The sequence below is a fragment of the Crocosphaera chwakensis CCY0110 genome (assembly GCF_000169335.1).
Classification (GTDB): domain Bacteria; phylum Cyanobacteriota; class Cyanobacteriia; order Cyanobacteriales; family Microcystaceae; genus Crocosphaera; species Crocosphaera chwakensis.
Genome location: NZ_AAXW01000050.1, coordinates 1 through 22,245, shown reverse-complemented (window position 1 = coordinate 22,245; position 22,245 = coordinate 1). Strand labels below are relative to the sequence as shown.

Below are 22,245 nucleotides of genomic sequence, written 5' to 3'. Positions count from 1 at the left end.
CACTCATATCTTGAGTTAAATGAGGATATTGATTTAATGATTTATCAAGTTAATTGACAAGTAATCTTGTTACTTTTATGGATAACTTTTCCAATCATTTGACTATCAGTGTAACCCGCTCTGATTAATTCTTGCAAACAGCGATCAGCATTTTCTTCGGGGATAGATGCTAATAAACCCCCAGAAGTCTGAGGATCAAATAACAAAGAATAGTTAGGTGATTTTTTAATATTTTTATTAACTGTTAGATAAGTTTCATTGTCTAAGTTTTTCGGATGTAAAGAACTGGTAATTCCTTGTTTAATAGTTTCTATTGCCCCTATTAAGATGGGAATTTTATCTAAGTTTAATTCTACGGAAACTTGAGAGGCTTTCATCATTTCTATTAAATGACCAACTAAACCAAACCCTGTTATATCAGTGCAAGCAGAGGCTTCAAATTGTAAGAAAATTTCTGAGGCTTTTTTATTAGAAATTAACATAGATTGTATCGCATTATCAATCCAGTTACCTTTCGTTTGATAAATCATTTCTGCTGCCAATAATGTTCCGATTCCTAGGGGTTTGGTTAAAATAATTTTATCGTTAGGTTGCATACCACTTTTGCATAAAATTCTATTGGGTAAAATAAAGCCATTACAAGATAAACCGAAGCCTAGTTTTTCACCTTGTAATGTATGTCCTCCAACTAAAGAAACTTGATTTTGTTTAAGAATTTTTAAACATCCTTCTAATAATTGATATAAAATTTCTTCTAGAACTGAATCTACTCCATACGGTAAAGTAATTACAGCAGAAACACTATGAGCTTTTGCTCCCATTGCCCATAAATCACTTAAACAATGATTGGTCGTAATTTGTCCAAAAACAAAAGGATCACTGATAAAACTAGGAAAGTAGTCAATTGTTTCTACTAATAACTCTTGTTCGCTAATATCAATAATGGCTGCATCATCGGGAGAAGCTAAACCGACAATAATTTCTGGATTTTGATTAATGTCTAATCTTTGTAATGTTTTTTGTAAAAGAGAACTTCCTACTTTAGATGCACAGCCGTTACACGGCATGAATTTTTTATTTTCTAATTCTTTTTTATCTTGAGCTTTATTTAAAATAACTTCATTTTTAAGTGTTATTATAACATCAATTATATTGTTATTTTTTTCAGGTTTCATCGAAGAAAAATTTTTAAATCGATCCATAAACTTGCGATCAATATAATCTTTCCAAGTCCATAACCAAGATGCTTCTAAACCTAAACTTCCCCAAGAAGCGATCGCTTTTTTATTTCCCGTTCCAATTAAACTTAAATAAAATTTTTGAGGGTAATATGAATGTAACTTAGTTCCTAAAATAATGGATTGTAAATTATTAAATAAAGGTTGACCTTGACGCACTGCAAAAACCCCGGCTTTTGGTCTAGAATAGTTTTTCATAGTGGCAATATCTCCCGCAGCAAAAATATTAGGGTGAGAGACAGATTGTAAATAATTATTAACTAAGATAAATCCTTTTTTGTCTGTGGTTATTCCAGTTTTTTCTATCCATTGAGGTGAGGAAGCTTGAGTGACTAAAAAGACAAAATCTGACCTTATCTCTAGTCCAGAATCACAAGTTATCCTATAATGATGGGGAGAACTAGGGGTTATCTTTATGACCGTTTCATTGAGATAAATATTAGTACCATTTTCTAATAAAAGAGATTGTACTTTTTTACTTGTCCAATGACTATGACCCGTTAATAAATGATTACCCTGATGAATCAAATTAAGGGTTAAATTATTCGCATTTTCTAAAATATTAAGTAAACAAGTTCTCATATTAAATGCTAATTCCACACCTCCTGCACCCCCTCCGATAATTGTTAAACTATAAGGCTGTTTAGGATGAGTTTTAATTGTTTTTTTTACGTTTTTCCATGCTGTTAAAAATTGAGCCACAGGTTTAGCTGGAATGGCATAATCTGAGGCTCCTGAAATATTACTTTTTTGAGGAATACTACCAATATCAATGGATAAATTATCAAAAGTAATAGGAGAATGCTTTTCACAAATAACTTGTTTATTTTCTAAGTCTAAATTAATGACAGTATCATGATAGAAATTAGCTCCAGCAAAATGAGCTAAAACCCGTAAATCAATATGGGTTTCTTCAAAATCGTAGAAACCTGCCACTTGACCGGGTAACATACCAGAATAAGGAGTATGAGTTCTATCACTAATCAAGGTTAAATGTACCCCAGGAATATGATTCATTCCCCACAATTTTAGAACAATAGCATGACTGTGACCCCCACCAATTAAAACCAAATTATCCGTCAATTGTGTTGGATTAGATTTCATGAGAAACTAAAAAAATGACTTTATTTCATTTTAATCAATTTGGGAGACAAAAGTGTTAAAACTTATTGTAATATTGATAGTTATCTGTATTTCCTGGAGTATAATAATTCCATCTGCTAAAGCTGAATTTTGTCGGCAAATAAAGGGTCATCAAGTTTGTATTGTTAAAATTAAACGGAGTGCTAAGAATTATTGGGAATATCGCGCTGCGGTCAAAATTGATCAAGAAATAAGATCCATAGAAATTTATGATTGTCGTCAACGTCATCGTGTTACTCAAGAAGGTGATATCATTCCCTTTAAATCTAACGGCGTTGGTAAATTAATTTGTCGTGTTTTGAATAAGTAAATTATAAATCATTGACTTATCGTATTATTATTGAACCAACCCAAAAACAGGGAGATATGATTACCTTAACCCCTGAACAAAAACATTACTTAAAAAATGTTTTACGATTAAAAGAAGATAGTCAGTTTATTGTTGTCGATGGTCAAAATAACACTTATATTGCTAAAATCAATGATGATAATGGTCAAATTATTGAACAATTAAACGAACAAACAGAATTACCCATTAATGTTACTTTAATGATAGCTTTACCCAAAGGAAAAGGATTTGATGAGGTCATTCGTAGTTGTACAGAATTAGGGATTAACACCATCATTCCGGTTATTAGTCAACGAACTTTATTAAAACCTAGTTCTCATAAATTGGAACGTTGGCGTAAAATTGTTAAAGAAGCAACCGAACAATCAGAAAGACAACTGGTTCCTAACATTCTTGAACCGATTTCTTTTTCAGAAGCCTTAAAAAAGGTCAAACAAACTAATCAAAATTATTATATTTGTGTAACACGAAAAAAAGCTAAACATTTACTTACTTATTTACTGGAAACAACAACAAATTCTATTACCATTGCGACAGGATGCGAAGGAGGTTGGACAGAGAAAGAAATAAATGAGGCTATTAATTCAGGATTTATTCCTGTTACCCTTGGTCCGAGAATTCTTCGTGCTGTTACTGCCCCTTTGGTTACACTTTCTTTAGTTGCTTCTGTTACAGAAAAATATCATCCTAAAGATTAAAAAAAATAAGCATTTTTTACTTTACAATTATTGCTGATTTGACCATTTAATTAATTTCATCCAATGTTTAAAATAATCGGCGATTTTTAAATAGATTATAATTTTCATGTTCATACGATGCTTCAATAACTTAGTTTGCTGTTTACAGAGTTATTATATAGCTTAATTAGGAATCAATAGGAAAGTTTTTTGTGTTTTTAATATTTTTTTAATGTTGAAACATTGATTTTTATTAAGGGAAAAAGTTTTAAAATATATTGTATAAATTTTTATGGTATTATGAAGATAAACAATAAAATTGTCCCATGTTATTGCATCCTGCTAATTTAATTTACTGGGTTTTAATTGGCGTTGGAGTTACTTTCTTTCTTCTCATTATTATTTCCGGCGGAGGAGATGAAGGAGGTGAACTTGATAGTGACATGGATATTAATGTTGATAGTCATGGTTTCAGTTTTGAGGCTGATGTTGAAACAGATATAGACGCTGATCTTAGTGGCGATGGGGACGAGTTTAATCTTTTTCAGTTATTAACTTGGTTTGGCTTAGGAAAAGCCCCATTAATGATTTTGTTAGCCATTGATTTTAGTGCTTGGGGGGTGGTAGGTTGGACTTTAAATACTATCTTAGGCAGTCTCACTGGAACCATACCTGATCAATTTTTTGGGTTAGGGGGTTTAGTCTTTTTTCTCTCTTTATTTATTGGTTTATGGACAGGAAAATTATTGTCATATCCCATTGGACAAATGTTTGCTTCCTTTGGAGAAGATGTTAAAAGTGAGCGTTTAATTGGCTGTGTAGGGATCGTAACATCAAAGACTATTCCTTATTTAATTCAGGGAAAAATAGGACAAGCTGATGTCTATGATACTGCTGGTAATTTAGTCACTATTAGTATTAGTTTACCCCATTGGGCTGATGTTATTCCCCATTACGGACAAGCAATTTTAATTATTGATCGTCAAGAACATAGTTATATAGGAATTAGTAAAGATAGTTCTGACGAAGATAAATGGATTAATCAAACTAACTTACCAAAAGATTCTTAAAAAGAGGTAAAAAAATGAATCCTAAATTTGAATTACAATTGATCCAAGCGTTACCTAAAATCAATTTTGATTCTAATTGGTTTGTTTTAGATGAAATAGATTTATTTAAGCAAGATGAAAATCAACTAAAAATCTCTCTTAATCAACCTATTTTTAAAGAAGTATTACCAGCTAATTCCCCTTATATTGGACAAGTCAGTTCTACTCTAAATAGTTTACCATTTCTGGGTATCTTAGGGAGTATTGGCATATTGTTATTTCTCTTATTATTGAGTGTTTGGTTATACACCCGATTTTATACAATTGCTCCGAATAATGAAGCTTTAGTTAGAACAGGCGGTGTCTTTAAAAAGAGTAAAACCGTTATTTTAAATGGGGGTTGTATTGTCATTCCTGGATTCCATGAAATCACCCGTGTTCCTTTAAGAGAAATCTCTATTGATGTGGTTCGTTCTGATAAATTGGCTGTTAGAACTCAAGACTATTTAAGAGCAAATATGCGGGTAACTTTTTATATCTGTATTGCTCAAGAAGAAAAGGATATTTTAGCAGCAGCAGCTAGGTTATCTAAACAAGGAAAAATATCAGAAAATGACATTAAAGATGCCATTGAAAAACGGGCAGATGATGCGATCAGAGCAGCAGCTAAGAAGAAAAAAATAGCCGAAATTGACTCAGATAAATTAGGGTTTGCAGAAGCGGTTTTAAACCTCATTCAACAAGACCTTAAAAAAGTTGGATTAACCCTGAATAATATTGCTATTTCTGAGATCGAAGAAAGTGACACTTACGATGAAAATAACTTTTTTGATGCTCAAGGGGTGCGACTGAGAACAGAAACCATACAACGCTCTATTCAACAAAAAAGAGAGGTTGAATTAGAAACTCAAGTGGCCATAGAACAACGAGAATTAGAAGCAGAAAAACAAAGTTTACAAATTATTAAACAAAAAGAAGATGCTAACTTAACCCAACAAAAAGATGTAGAATTTTTACGAGCGCAGCAACAGAGAGAAATTCAAGAAACGAAAGATAAAGAAGCAGCAAAAATTGAGAAAAACAGAATTCTTCAAGAACAAGAAGTCGAAGAAGAAAAAATAGAAAAAGAATTGATTATTCAACAAAAACGCATTGGTGTGAATATCGAATTAGAAGAACAGAATAAACAATTAAAAGTCACCCAAACCTTACAACAACAAGAAACCGAAGTAGCAGAAATTAACCGTCAAAAAATGATTCAAGCATCCCAACTTCAAGCACAAGCAGAAGTGGCGGCCGCCGAACAACAATCAAAAATTGCTCAACAACAAGCTGCCATTGCCATTGCTAATAAAGAGAAAGAAAGGTTTGACTCAGAAGCCGAAAAAGCCCAAGCTGAGGCCGCTGTTATTACCGCCCAAGAAGTGGAAAAAGCCCAACGGGAACAACGGTTAGTTGTGATTTCAGCCGAGCAAGAAGCACAAAAAATCCGCATTTCTGAGCAAAATGTTGTAGAAATTGACGTATTTCGCCGTCGTCGTCAAGCAGAAATCGCTAAACAAGCAGCCGAGTTAGAAGCAGAGTCCATTCGTACCCTTGCCGATGCCAATAAGTATAAACTGTTAGCTGAAGCCGAGAGTAAAAAAGCCCTCATTGAAGCCGAAAATGCCCTGAGTAACGCAAACAGAACGGCTGACCTCATAAAAGACCTCTGGCCTGAATTAGTTCCCCAATTGCCCTATATTCTCCAATCTTTAGCCCCACAACCTGGCGTATTAGGAGATGCGAAAATTTATGCCTTTCCAGGGGTCAATGGCAGTAATGGCAATGGTACGGGAGATATTAGTAAATTGATGTTATCTACCAGTGGTTTAACCTTGATTAATTCCTTATTAGATGAAGGGAAGTTAGGCACATTAATTAATCAAATTAAAACCGCTTTAAATACTGAGGAAAAAGTAGAAATTACAGAAGATAAAAAGTCTCATAGTTCAGAATCATCTTCTACTGTAACTCCTCAAGAACAAACGATTACAACAGAAGAAGATGAAAACTTATCTCTTCTCAATGATTTTCCTCAAGAATCTTAAAAAAGTAGGGTAGGTTATATGAAGTCAAAAGTCAAAAGCTGTCTCAATTCAGTAGGGTGGGTTAGACAGCTATAATTTAGAGGATAACAAGAATATAAAAATCTGTCGTAACCCACCAATATCCATTTACTTTACAGGAAAAAATTGCTCTATGATTACACAAGCTAAACAAAACAAACAAAATATTTCTTTAGAAAATTATCGGAAACTAGAAGAAATTTCTGAATTTAAACATGAATATCATAATGGAGTTATTATTCCAATGACTGGTGGAACCATTGATCATAATACAATTATTATGAATCTTATTTTTTGTTTAAAATTAGCTTTAAATCAAACAAATTGTCGTGTACAATCTAGTGATCTTCGGGTCTGGATACCTGAGTATAAAAGAGGGGTTTATCCTGATGTCATGGTAATTTCAGAAGACCCAGTTTTTAATGAGAATAGACAAGATGAAATTATTAATCCTTGTCTTATTTTTGAGGTTTTATCTCCTTCAACTTCAAGTTACGACCGGGGAGATAAATTTTTATATTATCGTTCTATTCCTTATTTAAAAGAATATATTTTAATCGATCAAGCAAACTATTTTATTGAACATTATACCAAAACAGAAAATAATCAATGGTTATTAAAAGATTATCAAGATATCAATGATATGATTAAATTAACTTCAATTAATATTAATGTTAAAATTAGTGATATTTATAAAAATATTTTTATCACAAAAGAGTAATAAATTTGAAAATATGTAAGTTTTACAATTATTGATAAGGATGTCCTTCTCTTTTGTTTCCTTCGCTGTCTACCCACCATTTGTCATTTTTCCAGGTTCGACAAGGTAAATGTTCAATAGGTTGAATTTTTTTTCTATCATTAAAACTTACATCATCAAACCAGTTCCAACTAATGTCGTCTTGTAAATGTTCAGGTAAATCATCTAATTTTAAAGAAATAATGGGTTTCCCTGTTTGCTCATAAGGTAAAGGATCATTACTCTCTTGTTCGTAGATGAAAAAACCAAGCATACCACATACGTTATAATCCCATCTATTTCTGTCTTCTCCTGCTAAAATTAAACCTTTTTCTATCAATTCTTGAATAAGAGGAATTCGACAAAAATATAGATAAATAATAGTCATTTCTCCTGTAAAGCGAACCCCATAATTATAGTCTGTTTCTTCTATTCCTAAGTGAGATATTACTGCATCAGATGATAATAAAAGAAAACAATTCTGTAATCTTCTTTCTCTTTTTTTCAAAGCTTCATTAATACTATTTTGCAGTTTTTGTAAACTTAGATGTTTTTCAATATAATGATTTGGAGTTTTAGATTTTAATACACGGTGTTCATAATTTTGTGCTATTTCTAATAGTAAACTATCAATACTTACCATTTTTACCCTATGATTTGAATAAGGAACCGCACCCCCTTCTCCAGAATCAAAAAACCCAAGGTTTCCTTTTTTATCTACTGCAAACCAAGTAGTATCCATACTGTGTGCTGCTGGATAATCTTGCATAACTTTTCCTCCATGACATTTAATCAATAATAATTATTCAATCATTAACCACAAAAAACTAACGGTAAATTCTGTAAAATAGCATCTAAAGAAACAGCCGTTAAACTGGGTAAAGAACGACGAGAAACGGTATAAGAACACCAAGCAACGGTTTTATCCCAAGCAATAGAACAAAATCTGGAACTGATACCACATTGCATTAAACAAGTCATTGACTGAAACGGTTTTCCTCCGGCTACTGTAGCCATTTCTTGAGGAGTTGGGGTGTCCATTTTCCGCATGGGAAGATAAACAATTCTCTCCCTATTTATTCCTGCTTCTAGAATCATTTGAGATGTTTGAGTCGCAACTTGTAACTTTGATTGAGGAACTAATAAATTAATCCCGCTACGAATCCCTAAAGAGTCTAATAATTTAACTTGATTAATGACTCGTTTAACTTCTTCTTTTTGTTCAGGATAATGAATGGATAAATGGACTTTGTCGGGATTAGCTATCACTAATTTTTCTAATAAATCCCCGTGTAAATGTAATCCGTTGCTAGTAATAGAACGAAATAAAACCCCTTGTAACTCTGATAAAACCTCGAATAAATTGGGATATTCTAAAGGTTCACCACCGCCGAAAGAAACCGCTTTTGTACCTGATTTCGCACAGTCTTTAATAAAATCAACTAATTCGTCAGCTTGCCAACGAGTTTCACCTAAATGATGGCTATGATTGTAACAAAAATGACAGTGTTTACTACATTGATTGGTTAATTCTATAGAAATCCGTTGAGGAGTCATAACCTAGAAGAAATTTCTGATTTGTTATGAAGATTAAATCCACTAAATTAATGCTCTTAAGAAACACTTATTTTCCAATGTGTTTCTTAAAAGAATAAAAACAGTTAAACCGCTGAGAAATAAATCTTAGATTTAATGGGGTCAGGTATCATGGTTTTATCCCCTTCTTGCCAATCTGCCGGACAAACCTCTTCGGGATTGGTTTGAACGTGCTGTATCGCTTTTAGGGTGCGTAGGGTTTCGGTGACACTACGACCAAACGAAAGATTATTAACGGTTGAGTATTGAATAACCCCTTCTTTATCAATAATAAATAAGCCCCGTAACGCAACACCTGAATCAGGATCGAGTACATTATAAGCGGTACTAATTTCTTTTTTCAGGTCAGAAACTAAAGGATAGGCAATGTCTCCCACTCCTCCTTCCGTGCGAGGGGTTTGAATCCAGGCCAGATGGGAAAATTCACTATCAACGGAAACCGCTAAAAGTTCTGTGTTAATCTTAGCAAACTCTTCGTAGCGATCGCTAAAGGCAATGACTTCCGTAGGGCAAACAAAGGTAAAATCCAAAGGATAGAAAAAAAGGACAACATACTTGCCACGGTAACTAGAAAGTTTTTTTGTCTGGAATTCTTGATCAATAACGACTGTTGCCGTAAAATCAGGTGCAACTTGCCCAACTCGCAAGCATCCTTCGATGGTCATCGTTTAGTCTCCAAAAATCAAATAACGGTGAAACCCGTCAGGATTTATGTCCTACTACAAATCTATCACAATTATTAAGTGTTGTGAGCTACCCAAGTTATCGTATTATCATCTTCTTTCCTTATAGCTGTAATGGTTCGTCTTTTCCTACTGAGTCTTTTTTTGATCATTGCTTATCCCTTTTCAGGTTTTTTGCTGGCTCAAACTGAGTCTATTCCTAATGAAAATCCCCTAAAAGTTGGGGTAGCTGGTTCTCCTCCTTTTGCTAAATACAATGAGCAAACCTTTCAAGGAATTAGTGTAGAATTATGGCAAGAAATTGCTGAAATTAATAATCTGCAATATCAGTTAATTGCTCAACCAGGGGTGAAAGCGGGTATTGATCAGGTTATCGCAGGGGAATTAGATATTTTAATCGGTCCAGTTAGTATTACAGCAGAAAGATTTCAAAAAGTTGCTTTTACCCAACCCTATTTTAACGCTAAAATTGGTCTTTTAATCTCAAGAGAAAAGACATCAGTATGGAGTCGGATTCGTCCGATTTTTCGAGTAGCTGTTATTTCTTCGGTAGGCGGTTTATTCTTCATTCTTTTTATTGTGGGAAATTTAATTTGGTTAGCAGAATCTAGACGTAACTCGGAACAATTTCCTAGACATTATGTTAAAGGAGTTGGTAATGGGATGTGGTTTGCTTTAGTGACTTTAACAACCGTGGGTTATGGTGATAAAAGTCCAGTGACAAAAATTGGTAAAGCCATTACCAGTGCATGGATGTTAATTACAATGGTGGCTGCTTCTTCTTTGACGGCTGGTATTGCCACAGTTATGACGTTATTATTATCAGCAGAAACAACAGAACAATTTAAACAACCAGAGGACATTAGAGGTAAACAAATTGCTGTTATTTCAGGAACAACAGGAGAAAAATGGGCGCAAACCTATGAAGCTCGTCTTTTACCATCTCCCAATCTAGATCAGGCTTTAGAACGGTTAAAATCAGGACAAGCTCAAGGAGTAATGTTTGATGTTCCTGCTTTAAAATATTATCTTTATCAGCATCCTGAAGCTCCGTTTCAAATTGCAGATTTATCAATAGCATTGGAAGATTATGGCTTTGTTTTACCCTTAGATAATGACTTAATTCGGGAGTTAAACATTGCCATTGTTGAGTTGAAACAATCAGGCAGATTAGAAGAGATTATGAATAGAGAAATTCAAGGAGATTTTGATAATTAGGGTTTGCTGAATAGAAGTTAAAGTAACTAATTATTTGTCGTCTTAACAAAATAGTGTCGTCGAAGTCTTCAAGTCTAAAATTTTTTTCTAAGGTTATCCACGCCACCGCTAGGATAGACAACTTCGATTAATAATCTAGTGATCGCCTTCTAGGTGAAGAGGGAAATAATTATTAAGTAATGCAGAGGTCATTGAGATTTATATTGTTTTGGGATTATGGGGTTACTCAAATTATAGTTTTCCAGTTGTAGATATCGATCATTACTAGCTTTTTGGCTACGCATCACATTTATCGTTTAATTTGAAAATTTATAAAATATCTAGACAAATCTAGGTAAATGTAGTTATGCTTGAGACAGCACTGAGGAAAAAGTCATTTCTGAGTTTGTTAGTCCAAAAGAAGCAGCACAACATTTTGGGGTTAGCGTCGATACTTTGCGACGTTGGGAAAAGGCTGGAAAGATTAGTGCAATTATAGCACTACGCATTTTGGTTAGGACAGTTTTATAATAGAAAAGAATTAATTAATTGAGCAAGCGATCGCCAACCATCATGCCGTCACCTTATAGCTATGATTTACGTCAAAAAGCGATTGAAGCAGTGAAAAGAGGACATAAAAAAGTGAATGTCTGTCGTTTATTCAAAATTAGTCGCAATACTCTAGATTTATGGTTAAAAAGGGAAAAAGAAACAGGAGACTTCAGGGCGGTGCAGCCGCACTCGCTCCCGCGAGACCGCCAATAAACAAGGAAGACATAGTAAAATTAAAGATGAAGAAAAGTTTAAGCTTTCTGTTCAAGAAAATAAGAATAAAACTCAAAGAAAAATGGCTAAATTATGGGGGAATAATATCACTCAACAAAATATAAGTTATACCTGTCAAAAACTGGGAATAACCAGGAAAAAAGCGGTGCGACCCCGGTCGGGTTCCCCGACCTAGGGAACGCGCACCAAGACAAACTTACGGATATAAGGAAAGAAATGAAATAGAACGAGAAGATTTCAAAGAAAAACTATCACAAATTGATAATAGAAGAAGAGTTTATGTAGATGAAGCGGGATTTGATAATAGAGATGACTATGCTTATGGTTATAGTCCTAGAGGAGAAAGATGCTACGCTCTGAAATGTGGAAAGAAAAGCGCACCGCCCGCGCCGAGGTGTCCTCGGCGTATAGGACGGAGCAAGCAGAGAAAGAGCAAGTTGGATTAGTGCTTTAAAAGATGGTAAAATCTTTGCTCCTTTAACTTTTGAGGGTTGTTGTAATCGAGATTTATTTGAAGCTTGGTTATCTCAAAGTTTGATTCCTCAATTGAAACCAGGAGATATTATTATTATTGATAATGCTACTTTTCATAAAGGGGAAAGTATCAGAGAAATTGTTGAAGAAGCTGGATGTGAAATCTGGTACTTACCTGCTTATTCACCTGATTTAAACAAGATTGAAAACTGGTGGTCAGTGTTAAAAACTTGGATGAAACAAATGTTACCTGAATTTGAGACAGTTCGAGAATGTGTAGATGCTGCTTTCCAAAACTGTCCTAACGTTTTTGCGTAGTGCTATAGAACGCCAGCAGGACATAGAAGATATGACATTAACTCAGTAGACAAACAAGATAGTCAAAATTCTCAGGAGAAATATTTAGTGAATGAAGAGACAATACAGAAAATTGCCAAAGGAATCTGTCAGTATCATCAAAATATAAGCAGACAAAAATTATCTCAGTACCCAGCTAATTTACAGTTGGCTGTAGATAAATTAATCATAAATTGTTTGTTAACAGGAATAGAACCTCTACAGGGAGTTCCAGATTTTCTTAATCGTTTGGCCAAACAGCCTTTGCAAGATTGGGATTTGGATATTAATTGTCCTGAAGATTGGCATAGTAAATCTTTAGTGGAAGAACAGAAACCGAGTAATTTTTGTGTTGAAACCGCAGAAGAATATTTAGAAGAATACGGTAACTTCCAAAGAAAAGTAGTTGAAAAGCTAAGATTGAAGTCTTTAACTTCCAAAGATCGCAATTTATATACTAAGTTTAGACAATATATTATCGAACATCCTGTAGTTACTAAAGGCGAACTAGATACAAACGCTATTTTAGAGTTTTCATCATTAAAAGAATTACTAATAGATTGTTACGAACCAGCACCCGAATCTTATAAAAAAGATGATAATTTCTATTGTTGCGGTCATTGTGACAGTTTGATGTATTTAAAGAGCGACGGTGATTTGCGATGTGAAAATCGTCACTGTTTGCAATATAAGAAAAAACCAATTCCTTTTAAAGCAGATAGTAACGATTTAGTTTTATGGTTAAAGCAAGATTTACGCTATTTTATGCACCGCCCTGGTAAACCGGAAGTAAGGTTATTTAATAAGCTAAAAAAATTAGATTTAAAAGAGGTAATTCTTTTTCCTGACTTAGACAAATACGATATTCATTTAGTTTTTCCTGACGATACAGTTTGGGCAGTAGACCTTAAGTTTTGGGAGTCTGCATATAACTTAGCTAAGAAAGTAGATAAACCTATTCCACGCTGGAAAGAAAAGCCTTATAATGAATGTTTTTTTATATTTCCTGATGAAATAAAACACTACGGCAAAGAATATATACAAGAATTCAGAAGTTATTGTACTGTTCCGCTCAAAAAATCTCAGGTCATGTTTGAAGGTGCATTTATGCAGAAAGTAAAAAGAAAATGGAGTAAACAATCATGAGAGATATCACCGCATGGCAAGAATCATTTAAAGATTATGATTTAGATGCTGGATTGTTAAATGTAGACTTAGGACTTTATTTATTAGATGTGATTGTTCCCAATACAACTGCTGGAAGTTTGTGGGTGTTATTAACTGGATACGATTATTCGTTTGCAGAAAGCCAAAACTGGACAGAAGAACAAAGACAAATGTTAAGTATTGCCCGTCATTTATTGGCACAATATGCCTCACCTAAACTATGGTCTGATGCTTTAGATAGATATCAAGAATATCCAGAGGAAACTAGAGGTTATGAAATAACAGAATTAGGTACTTTTCAGAGACAAACTAATATTACTGTTGCTAATAATCGCTTTGAAGTTTACGAAAGAACTTTAACTACACCAGTTGCCTTATCTCAGAGGAAAGAAGTAAGTTGGGCAACGGAAGGACAATATAAATGTGAAGTAGAAAAGCGTATGGATACTGTTAATATTCCTTCAGAGTTAGCTGGTTTTTCCCATCCTACCAGTCATGATTTAAACAATAATTCTACAAGAGAAGCTTTAAATATACCTTGGAGAGATTTACATTATACAGCAAAATGGATGGACGAACAGTTAATAGAAAAAGGTTTAAAGCCGATTTGGGTAAGTTGTTTTAGCAGGATGAAATTAGAAGTCTTCAATGATGCTGAAGAACTGGTAGAAGCAGATTATTTAAGATTAGATAGCATTAGACATTTAGGAGGTATTCCTTCTGCTGGTAAATCAGTGTTGATGAAAATATTAACAGTGTACGCTTATCGCCAAGGATTGAAAGTAACTTTAATTGTTGCCGATGTCTTGCAAATATTCGATTTAATTAAAACTTTTACAGAAGTTAATATTAATGATGTTGCACCAATTTTAGGTAATTCTAATAAAGCTAGTCATTTAAGTAGGTTACATAAGGCTGTTTATAATGCTAATCCAGACACACCTTATAATCAAAATCATCCTGGGTTTAAATATTTAAGTAATACTTGTTTGCTGACTCCTTATATTACTCCTAGATTAGAAAGAGCTTTTGAAATTGGCAAACAACCTTGCTTTAGTTTAGAACCCATTGAATCAGAAGAAAGCGAAGAATTTACCAGTAATAAATACTGTCCTGCTTACGGTGTTTGTCCTTCCCATCAAAAAGAAAGAGATTTAGTTAAAGCTTCAATTTGGATTGCTACCCCAGGAAGTTTAATTTATTCCAAAGTACCTCGAACTATTAATCAAGAAAATATAGCATTTCCCTGACTCATGAGGTACATTATAGATTGTAATATCTATTACTGATGTACTAAAAAATGAAGCCTTATTCTATAGACTTTAGAGAAAAAATCATAGAAGTGTGGAAAAAAGAAAACCTCTCTATCAGGAATCTAGCTAAGCGTTTTGGAGTAGCGAAAAGCTTTATTCAAAAATTGCTTAAACAATATCAACAAACTGGAGATATTAGACCTTTACCGCAAGGAGGAAGCCCATCTCCTAAGCTTAATAGTGAGCAATTGGTTATTTTAGTGGAAATCATGGAAAAAAATAATGATGCAACTCTCGAAGAATTATGTGAGTTACTCTATAAAGAAACAGGAGTGCAAGTCAAAAAAACCACAATGGGAAGAATCAGCCAAAGATTGAATTATAGTGTCAAAAAAAACTTTATATGCACCTGAAAAAGACAATGAAAAAGTCCATCAAAAAAGAGTGAAGTTTTGGGAAACCATTCGAGATGTAAAGACAAATAATTTAATTTTTATAGACGAATCAGGAGTGAATTTAGCAATGCTGAGACTATACGCTAGGTCGCTAAAAGGCACGAGAGCTAGGGGAGAAAAACCCCAGAAGCGAGGCAAAAATATTTCTATTATTAGTGCATTATCCTTAGATAAAGTTCTGGCAACAAAGAATATTTACGGGTCAGTAGACGGAATTACATTTGAAGCTTTTATCCTCACAGAATTAGTACCAAAGCTATGGAAAGATGCTTGTGTTGTTATGGATAATGCTAGAATTCATCTGGGAGAAATGGTCAAAGAATCTATTGAAAAAGTCGGGGCTAATGTAATTTACCTACCTCCTTATTCTCCTGAATTTTCTCCGATTGAAAATTTCTGGTCAAAAGTCAAAGCTATTTTGAGAAAAATCAAAGCAAGAAACTATAAAGACCTAATAGAAGGTATTACATCAGCTATGTTACAAGTTACCAAACAAGATATTCGTAACTGGTTTACTCATTGCTGCTACTGTACCTCATGACTATGGGAATTGCTATAGTTCAATCTAGTACAGAAAATATTGCAGAACATAAAGCAGCATGGATCGAACTATATGGTCAGGAAATTTATAAATTTACTAATAAAAAATATACTCCTTGGTGTGATCCAAAAAGTGCTATAAAATTGGGGTTCGCCAAGCTAGGTTTTGTCAGTAAGTTTATAACCCCACAAAGAAAAAGCTACAAACACAAAGCAATTACTAGCTTAATAGAATTATTACGACAGTTAGGAGTTAGAATTGCACCTTCTAATATTCAATTAAGTAACGTAGATTCTAATACCTCAATTAATGAAGTAGCATTATGGCTAGTAAATAAAACGGGTGAAACCACAATTAACGATCAATCGTTAATCGTACCAGTTATGGTTATGATGTGTTCTGATTCACAACAAATAAAGGCAATCTTTACTGGCGGTGAATGGATGTCCTATCGTGAAGGTTTAACTGAAATACATAGTGGACAGTATTTCAAAAACGATAAAGAAGGAAAACGTAAAGTTAGAACCTTTATCAAAGATACCCTAAAAACAAAAGAATTAAGAGACAAACCCACAATACTTTACTGTAAAGCAGAAAATATCCGTCAGGCTTGGACAGGGTTACAAGATACACAAATATCTAACCAGGGTTTATCATTTGGGGAAAGAAACGACCCACTATTTGAAGAATTCAAAGGTTTAAGAGTAATTCGATTACGAAATAGCGAAACCCCCGAATGGTTTGCTGTAGATGGCGAAAAAACATCAGGATTTGTAACGGGTTTATTGAAAAAAGAACAAAGCGATCGCATATTTTATAGCTTGGGAAACAAAAGCGCACAAATGACTGGAAAAAACTCTGATTCAAGAATAAAAAATCCCACAATAAGTTGGGGACATCCATCACTATTAGAAATAACTATTGCCTATTATCAACCAGAAGATGATCTTACAGAATTAGCTGCGATCGCACACGAATCAAGAAAAGGAATTTTACAATATGAAGATTGTTTGGAAGTACCGAGAATTTTACATTATGCCAAGCAAATAGATGAATATGTTTTAATCTCAAATGTTATTGAAGAAGAAAATGAAAACGGGGAAGTTTAAACAAGCGATCGCGCTAAACTAAACTTGGTATTAAAATTCGTCAATTATGACAAACTTTGATGCTCGTAGAGATGACAATAATTTGTTACTGTACAGCAACCAAATGGCTCGGGGCAGATTTGAACTGCCGACCTTGGGCTTATGAGTCCCCTGCTCTAACCAACTGAGCTACCGAGCCGTAGTAAGTTTTAGAAAATAGTCATTGAAGGTGATAGTCATTTGATAGTCATAGCTCTGGTGGCACACTGTTATCATCACTATTTTCATCTTTATAGAATACCGCAGCTTTACCCTCATTTCTAGCTTTGTTAATGGCTTGCCTAGCTTCTTCTCTTGTATCAAAGGTCAGATAGTTCCATGTACCTGTGTCATCGTTTAAAATTGCCACAATTACCTGTGTTCCGTCATTACTATTGTTAGACTCAAAATTCATGCTAATGTACTATTTTCGAGTGATCAGCTTGTTTATAACCAACTCATCTGATCTACTCATTCAAGTGGTTATCTAAGCTTCATAGCGCATTTTAATGGTATTGGTGGATCGGGTGATTAATGCGATCGCTAAATTTAACACACTTCATTGCACGATAAGCTAGTAGAATCGTGCTGATAGCCAATACTAATTTTGTCAAGAGTAAACATTACTAAATTAGTGTGTTTCTAATCACCTTAATACTTTTTTAAGATTGATATATAGCAATTCCCATAGTCATGAGGTACAGTAGCAGCAATGAGTAAACCAGTTACGAATATCTTGTTTGGTAACTTGTAACATAGCTGATGTAATACCTTCTATTAAGTCTTTATAGTTTCTTGCTTTGATTTTTCTCAAAATAGCTTTGACTTTTGACCAGAAATTTTCAATCGGAGAAAATTCAGGAGAATAAGGAGGTAGGTAAATTACATTAGCCCCGACTTTTTCAATAGATTCTTTGACCATTTCTCCCAGATGAATTCTAGCATTATCCATAACAACACAAGCATCTTTCCATAGCTTTGGTACTAATTCTGTGAGGATAAAAGCTTCAAATGTAATTCCGTCTACTGACCCGTAAATATTCTTTGTTGCCAGAACTTTATCTAAGGATAATGCACTAATAATAGAAATATTTTTGCCTCGCTTCTGGGGTTTTTCTCCCCTAGCTCTCGTGCCTTTTAGCGACCTAGCGTATAGTCTCAGCATTGCTAAATTCACTCCTGATTCGTCTATAAAAATTAAATTATTTGTCTTTACATCTCGAATGGTTTCCCAAAACTTCACTCTTTTTTGATGGACTTTTTCATTGTCTTTTTCAGGTGCATATAAAGTTTTTTTTGACACTATAATTCAATCTTTGGCTGATTCTTCCCATTGTGGTTTTTTTGACTTGCACTCCTGTTTCTTTATAGAGTAACTCACATAATTCTTCGAGAGTTGCATCATTATTTTTTTCCATGATTTCCACTAAAATAACCAATTGCTCACTATTAAGCTTAGGAGATGGGCTTCCTCCTTGCGGTAAAGGTCTAATATCTCCAGTTTGTTGATATTGTTTAAGCAATTTTTGAATAAAGCTTTTCGCTACTCCAAAACGCTTAGCTAGATTCCTGATAGAGAGGTTTTCTTTTTTCCACACTTCTATGATTTTTTCTCTAAAGTCTATAGAATAAGGCTTCATTTTTTAGTACATCAGTAATAGATATTACAATCTATAATGTACCTCATGAGTCAGGGAAATGCTATAGTTAAATTAAATATTACAAGTAATCGTTATAGAATTTTGATGACTTCATATTCTTTATCTTTACCTCAAGCGAATTTTAAATTAGCTTTATGGCAAGCTCAGGCTGATTCAATGAGTGATAGTGATCTATATGTATGGATTTCTGATAGTGGTTTTGTGGATGATGTTGCTATTAGACTTCATCAACTAATTAGCACTACCAAAACAATTCAAGGGAAAGTTATTTCTATTGGTAAAATCATATTGATCAAAATAGTTGAATTTATCAAACAGCATCCTTATTTATCCGCAGGAGTTGCTTTAGGTATAATTATTGGTTTACTGGTAAATTCAATTCCTTTTATTGGTCAGATATTAGCTCCATTAGCTACCGTTTTAGGAATTACTATCGGTGCTATTGCAGGTCATAGACGAGACAAAAGAATGCAAGGAAAAGATATTGCTAACGATACATTTTTGGGCGTTGCCGAAGAAGTAGTAGAAATAGCACATGATTTTTTTAAATTAATGATCGAAATATTCGGGCTAATTTTACAAGAATTTAAACAATCCTAAGTCAACTACAGATTAACCTTAATTTTTTGGAGTTCATTATGTCATCTTCAAATGTTCCTAGTAAAGATCAATTACTTAAGACATTGAGAAAACTAGAAAAACGTCCTAAAGATTCAGCAGCAATCTTAGGTGAAATAGGAATTACGGTATTTGGTGCAAGTGTTGTCGGTTTTGCCGTATCTGCAATGGGGGTTACTACTGCTATCCCTGTCGTAACTGCGGTAACGGGTATTGTATTAGTAGGAGCAACACCTATTGGTTTGGTTGCTACTGCTACAGTTGCTGGTGGTGCTGCTGCTTATGGTTTGGCACAAGTATTAAAACATGGTTCTAAAGCTGAAGCAACAAAGGCTAAACTTAAAGAAGATATTAGAAAAAGTATCAAAGACATTGAAGCTAAGGAACGAGCGTCCAATATTAAAGACAAGGATTTAGGTTATTTTTATAGTTTATTACGACAAGCTTTAGACTCTGGGTTAATTAGTAGAGATGATGCTTTTGAGCTATTAACTGCTATTTCAAATGGATCAATTTCCCTCAGCGAAGGATATAAAATGATCAATAATATCCTTAAAACAAAATAATGATTGATCTAGTTGCCACAAGTCAATCTATCTACCTATAGCTTTTTTCAATTTATTTATGGATAATTCCTTATCAATGAATATGCCCAACAATGATGATGTACCAGATATCATTCAATGGTTAGTAAAAACAGGAATTAACGGTTTAGGGGTTCTTCCTTCAGCACAAGAAGTCGCTGAAAATCATTTAGCTTCATGTAATTATGACAAAGAAAAAGCAATTAATTCAATTATTCGTTGGCGCACTACTCATGCTGCTAGTACAGGATTTATAACTGGTTTAGGTGGTTTAGTTACTTTATCTGTTACTATTCCTGCGAGTCTGGCTATTTCATACGGTTTAGGTGCTAATACTGCTGCTGCGATCGCACATATTAGAGGATATAATATTACATCAAATAAAGTCTTACTCAAATCCTTCATATAAAATGGTTTTACACAACTACTAGATTTATAGTCATTTTCCAAAAACTCTAATATTAACTGTGGAGGATCTTTTTTGATAACAGGATTATCATCATCGTTTTTTATCTTTGATGTATCCTCATCTTTCACCCCCAAATACTCCCATTCATTAGTTGATTGGTTAAATTGGATATTATGCTTTTTACACTGATACTTTATACCTGCTCGATGTTTCTGAAAATACAATTCTTGCTTTTGACCAATTGTACCTGATAAAATAGCTAGTGTATCAGGCGCACCTTGAATTGCATTACTACCAGAAAACACATTTGGATCACTTTTATTACAATGATGAATGACCATAATTGAACAATTTAATTGATTACTCAGCTTCTTAAGTCGATATAAAGGAACACCAATTTTTGGATGATTTTCATCAATGGATAAGGGAATAGAACAAGAGCGCAAGCTATCAATTATAATTAACACTGGTTGATGATTAGAAGCTAATTTTTCTAAGCGATCCATTTGTTTAAAATCCCAATCAAATACAGGAATTATATTCTTCAAAATTGATTCAGCATTATCTGTATTAATCAGATGTGAAAAATGTAATTTCATGTTAGTGGGATTTAATTCACTCTGTAAAAGGAGAACGTTACCCTGTTTAACAGCTTTATTATTCCAGTCTTGACCACTAGCAACTGCAATAGCAATGTTATCAGTCACACTTGTCTTTCCAGTTCCACTATAGCCAGCTATTATAGTTAATCCTTCTTGAAATAGTCCATCAACTAACCATTCCTTCATTGGATTTTCAGCTTCCTCTTCTTTGCAAAGTATTTCATACAAATTAGGTAATTTATTATCATTAGTATGTTGTTGATCCTGATTGATTTCTAAAATTAAATCATTGATGTCTTTCTCATTCCGTAAATCATGAGACTCCATATAATTGGTTTTAATAAATGCAACTAAAACACGACGATTCATTGGATCAGTCTCTGTTTCATAAGATGCAAGTAGGGATTTTAATTGCTCATTCTTTTCAGTTATGTTTCCTAATTTCATAATATTCTCTTCATTAATTACTTCTTGCAGTTCTATCGATAAATCTACCAATTCAGATGATTCTTGAAGTGCTTTCATAAAATCAAATTTTTGATCACCATAAGTTTTAAACCAATAGTATTTAAGCCATGTTCCACTTCTTAAACAGGCGAAACAATTGAAATAATATCTATTGATTCCAAGAGTAGGATTATCTAAAGGTTCTGGTTCTTTACATAATGGACAATGGTATATGTAATCTGTCCCAAAATATCCAATATCTTGAAAAATAGTATCTTCTAATTTTGGATACAGAACCGAATTAATAAACGAGTCTAGCTTACTATCTTTGTTACTATAAGTATCATTTTCATACTTAATGCTAGTTTTAATTCTTTCCTGTTTATGTTGATAATTAACAAGTTTCTGGTCTTTATCAAGGAAAATCTGAGTTAACTTTTCTTTCTGTTGTTCATACGTTAAACTTTTATCAGAGTTCACTAAAACAGGATGAATAAATGACCATAAACTATCTAGTTCTGTTTTATCAACTAAGTCGCCATATCCTAAAAACTCCCAGTATTTAGATATCCCTAATAAAAACTCTTCTAAACTATATCCTTGATCAAAATATGCCATCAACTCTTGATACTTTCCAGTTTCTTTACGCCAGAAACCAGCTAATCGGATCGGTTGATGAGGACGGGCAACAGCAGGATCACTTAACAGGCAGATAGCTACTAATCTTCGGAGGTAAATAGCATCGTCAATAGCAAAATTATGATCACCTTTTAAATGTATATGTAAGGATTTGTTACCCGAAAAAATAATAATAGCAGGAATTAATCCAGTCTTTTCAACAAAAAGTTTAATCCGTTTTTTTTGTTGATCTATCGTACCATCATCCATTTCAGCGCAAATATCATTTGTTGCTAAACAATAATCTTTTAATGGATAGTTAGTAGGTTTACCTGCTAAATATAAAATTCCTCCATCTTCTTTAGTTACCATTTCATTGAGGTAACTA

Annotated in this window: 20 protein-coding genes, 1 tRNA gene and 1 pseudogene; 14 read left to right on the top strand and 8 right to left on the bottom strand. The window is 33.6% G+C overall.

The features are described from left to right. Window positions 1–44 precede the first annotated feature (44 nt). A complete protein-coding gene (selD, locus tag CY0110_RS21535; protein WP_008277680.1) occupies window positions 45–2,342 on the bottom strand; it encodes a selenide, water dikinase SelD in 2,298 nt (765 codons plus the stop codon). A gap of 52 nt (window positions 2,343–2,394) precedes the next feature. On the opposite strand from selD, the gene CY0110_RS21530 reads away from it, so the two are divergent. The 5 genes from CY0110_RS21530 to CY0110_RS21510 all read left to right on the top strand — a co-directional run bounded on the left by CY0110_RS21530 (window position 2,395) and on the right by CY0110_RS21510 (window position 7,285). Next, a complete protein-coding gene (locus tag CY0110_RS21530) occupies window positions 2,395–2,691 on the top strand; it encodes a hypothetical protein (protein ID WP_008277679.1) in 297 nt (98 codons plus the stop codon). A gap of 11 nt (window positions 2,692–2,702) precedes the next feature. Continuing rightward, window positions 2,703–3,428, top strand: coding sequence for a 16S rRNA (uracil(1498)-N(3))-methyltransferase (locus CY0110_RS21525; RefSeq protein WP_008277678.1), 726 nt, complete (start codon window positions 2,703–2,705; stop codon window positions 3,426–3,428). Between the two features lie 305 nt (window positions 3,429–3,733). Continuing rightward, a complete protein-coding gene (locus CY0110_RS21520) occupies window positions 3,734–4,477 on the top strand; it encodes an OB-fold-containig protein (RefSeq protein ID WP_008277677.1) in 744 nt (247 codons plus the stop codon). A gap of 14 nt (window positions 4,478–4,491) precedes the next feature. Then, complete coding sequence (locus CY0110_RS21515) at window positions 4,492–6,546, top strand: flotillin family protein (RefSeq protein ID WP_008277676.1); 2,055 nt, start codon at window positions 4,492–4,494, stop codon at window positions 6,544–6,546. Window positions 6,547–6,697: 151 nt separating this feature from the next. Then, window positions 6,698–7,285 (top strand): Uma2 family endonuclease, encoded by a 588-nt coding sequence (locus CY0110_RS21510; RefSeq protein WP_008277675.1) that lies wholly within the window; start codon window positions 6,698–6,700, stop codon window positions 7,283–7,285. 28 nt (window positions 7,286–7,313) lie between these two features. Here CY0110_RS21510 and CY0110_RS21505 read toward each other — a convergent pair whose 3' ends face one another. The 3 genes from CY0110_RS21505 to CY0110_RS21495 all read right to left on the bottom strand — a co-directional run bounded on the left by CY0110_RS21505 (window position 7,314) and on the right by CY0110_RS21495 (window position 9,564). Next, window positions 7,314–8,072, bottom strand: coding sequence for a hypothetical protein (locus CY0110_RS21505; protein ID WP_008277674.1), 759 nt, complete (start codon window positions 8,070–8,072; stop codon window positions 7,314–7,316). A 44-nt stretch (window positions 8,073–8,116) separates the two neighbouring features. After that, window positions 8,117–8,860: a radical SAM protein gene (locus CY0110_RS21500; RefSeq protein WP_008277673.1), complete on the bottom strand. Its 744-nt coding sequence runs from the start codon at window positions 8,858–8,860 to the stop codon at window positions 8,117–8,119. Between the two features lie 104 nt (window positions 8,861–8,964). Next, a complete protein-coding gene (locus tag CY0110_RS21495) occupies window positions 8,965–9,564 on the bottom strand; it encodes a peroxiredoxin (RefSeq protein ID WP_008277672.1) in 600 nt (199 codons plus the stop codon). A 132-nt stretch (window positions 9,565–9,696) separates the two neighbouring features. On the opposite strand from CY0110_RS21495, the gene CY0110_RS21490 reads away from it, so the two are divergent. The 7 genes and pseudogenes from CY0110_RS21490 (at window position 9,697) to CY0110_RS21455 (ending at window position 16,900) form a co-directional block, all read left to right on the top strand. After that, entirely contained in the window at window positions 9,697–10,800 is a 1,104-nt protein-coding gene (locus tag CY0110_RS21490; protein ID WP_008277671.1) for a transporter substrate-binding domain-containing protein, read from the top strand. 375 nt (window positions 10,801–11,175) lie between these two features. Further along, window positions 11,176–11,310, top strand: coding sequence for a MerR family DNA-binding transcriptional regulator (locus tag CY0110_RS28855; protein ID WP_083794104.1), 135 nt, complete (start codon window positions 11,176–11,178; stop codon window positions 11,308–11,310). 42 nt (window positions 11,311–11,352) lie between these two features. Continuing rightward, window positions 11,353–12,357 (top strand): annotated as a pseudogene (locus CY0110_RS29440) (IS630 family transposase). Window positions 12,358–12,444: 87 nt separating this feature from the next. Continuing rightward, a complete protein-coding gene (locus tag CY0110_RS21475; protein ID WP_008277666.1) occupies window positions 12,445–13,521 on the top strand; it encodes a pPIWI_RE_Y domain-containing protein in 1,077 nt (358 codons plus the stop codon). Next, the gene (locus CY0110_RS21470; RefSeq protein ID WP_008277665.1) at window positions 13,518–14,792 is read left to right on the top strand and encodes a pPIWI_RE_Z domain-containing protein; all 1,275 of its coding nucleotides are present in this window, start codon (window positions 13,518–13,520) and stop codon (window positions 14,790–14,792) included. The genes CY0110_RS21475 and CY0110_RS21470 overlap by 4 nt, the downstream gene beginning before the upstream one ends. A gap of 50 nt (window positions 14,793–14,842) precedes the next feature. Then, a protein-coding gene (locus CY0110_RS29435) for an IS630 family transposase (protein ID WP_085961785.1) occupies window positions 14,843–15,791 on the top strand; the annotation gives its coding sequence in 2 pieces (ribosomal slippage) (window positions 14,843–15,183 and window positions 15,182–15,791; 951 coding nt in all). 2 nt (window positions 15,792–15,793) lie between these two features. Beyond that, on the top strand, window positions 15,794–16,900 hold the full coding sequence (locus CY0110_RS21455; protein ID WP_232285776.1) for an RNaseH domain-containing protein: 1,107 nt from the start codon (window positions 15,794–15,796) through the stop codon (window positions 16,898–16,900). Window positions 16,901–17,004: 104 nt separating this feature from the next. On the opposite strand, the gene CY0110_RS21450 is transcribed toward CY0110_RS21455, so the two are convergent. The 3 genes from CY0110_RS21450 to CY0110_RS29430 form a co-directional block, all read right to left on the bottom strand. Further along, a tRNA-Met gene (locus tag CY0110_RS21450) sits at window positions 17,005–17,078 on the bottom strand. A gap of 48 nt (window positions 17,079–17,126) precedes the next feature. Further along, window positions 17,127–17,333, bottom strand: a complete 207-nt coding sequence (locus tag CY0110_RS21445; protein ID WP_008277662.1) for a hypothetical protein — start codon at window positions 17,331–17,333, stop codon at window positions 17,127–17,129. 276 nt (window positions 17,334–17,609) lie between these two features. Further along, window positions 17,610–18,558, bottom strand: a protein-coding gene (locus CY0110_RS29430; protein WP_085961785.1) for an IS630 family transposase whose coding sequence is annotated in 2 segments (ribosomal slippage) — window positions 17,610–18,219 and window positions 18,218–18,558 — 951 coding nt in all. Because the reading frame shifts where the segments join, the coding sequence is not laid out codon by codon here. Between the two features lie 105 nt (window positions 18,559–18,663). On the opposite strand from CY0110_RS29430, the gene CY0110_RS21430 reads away from it, so the two are divergent. Beyond that, the gene (locus tag CY0110_RS21430) at window positions 18,664–19,179 is read left to right on the top strand and encodes a DUF2273 domain-containing protein (protein ID WP_035800285.1); all 516 of its coding nucleotides are present in this window, start codon (window positions 18,664–18,666) and stop codon (window positions 19,177–19,179) included. Between the two features lie 38 nt (window positions 19,180–19,217). Further along, the gene (locus tag CY0110_RS21425) at window positions 19,218–19,763 is read left to right on the top strand and encodes a hypothetical protein (RefSeq protein ID WP_008277660.1); all 546 of its coding nucleotides are present in this window, start codon (window positions 19,218–19,220) and stop codon (window positions 19,761–19,763) included. 249 nt (window positions 19,764–20,012) lie between these two features. Here the strand turns inward: CY0110_RS21425 and CY0110_RS21420 are convergent. Next, window positions 20,013–22,245 (bottom strand): AAA family ATPase (locus CY0110_RS21420; protein WP_008277658.1); only part of this gene is annotated, 2,233 nt, incomplete at its 5' end.

Bases quoted from the DNA above. Each gene is read 5' to 3' on its own strand.
- CY0110_RS21510 (WP_008277675.1), top strand. From the start codon at position 6,698: ATGATTACACAAGCTAAACAAAACAAACAAAATATTTCTTTAGAAAAT.
- CY0110_RS21455 (WP_232285776.1), top strand. From the start codon at position 15,794: ATGGGAATTGCTATAGTTCAATCTAGTACAGAAAATATTGCAGAACAT.
- selD (WP_008277680.1), bottom strand. From the start codon at position 2,342: ATGAAATCTAATCCAACACAATTGACGGATAATTTGGTTTTAATTGGT.
- CY0110_RS21520 (WP_008277677.1), top strand. From the start codon at position 3,734: ATGTTATTGCATCCTGCTAATTTAATTTACTGGGTTTTAATTGGCGTT.
- CY0110_RS21445 (WP_008277662.1), bottom strand. From the start codon at position 17,333: ATGAATTTTGAGTCTAACAATAGTAATGACGGAACACAGGTAATTGTG.
- CY0110_RS21430 (WP_035800285.1), top strand. From the start codon at position 18,664: ATGACTTCATATTCTTTATCTTTACCTCAAGCGAATTTTAAATTAGCT.
- CY0110_RS21495 (WP_008277672.1), bottom strand. From the start codon at position 9,564: ATGACCATCGAAGGATGCTTGCGAGTTGGGCAAGTTGCACCTGATTTT.
- CY0110_RS21515 (WP_008277676.1), top strand. From the start codon at position 4,492: ATGAATCCTAAATTTGAATTACAATTGATCCAAGCGTTACCTAAAATC.
- CY0110_RS21505 (WP_008277674.1), bottom strand. From the start codon at position 8,072: ATGCAAGATTATCCAGCAGCACACAGTATGGATACTACTTGGTTTGCA.
- CY0110_RS21500 (WP_008277673.1), bottom strand. From the start codon at position 8,860: ATGACTCCTCAACGGATTTCTATAGAATTAACCAATCAATGTAGTAAA.
- CY0110_RS21425 (WP_008277660.1), top strand. From the start codon at position 19,218: ATGTCATCTTCAAATGTTCCTAGTAAAGATCAATTACTTAAGACATTG.
- CY0110_RS21490 (WP_008277671.1), top strand. From the start codon at position 9,697: ATGGTTCGTCTTTTCCTACTGAGTCTTTTTTTGATCATTGCTTATCCC.
- CY0110_RS21470 (WP_008277665.1), top strand. From the start codon at position 13,518: ATGAGAGATATCACCGCATGGCAAGAATCATTTAAAGATTATGATTTA.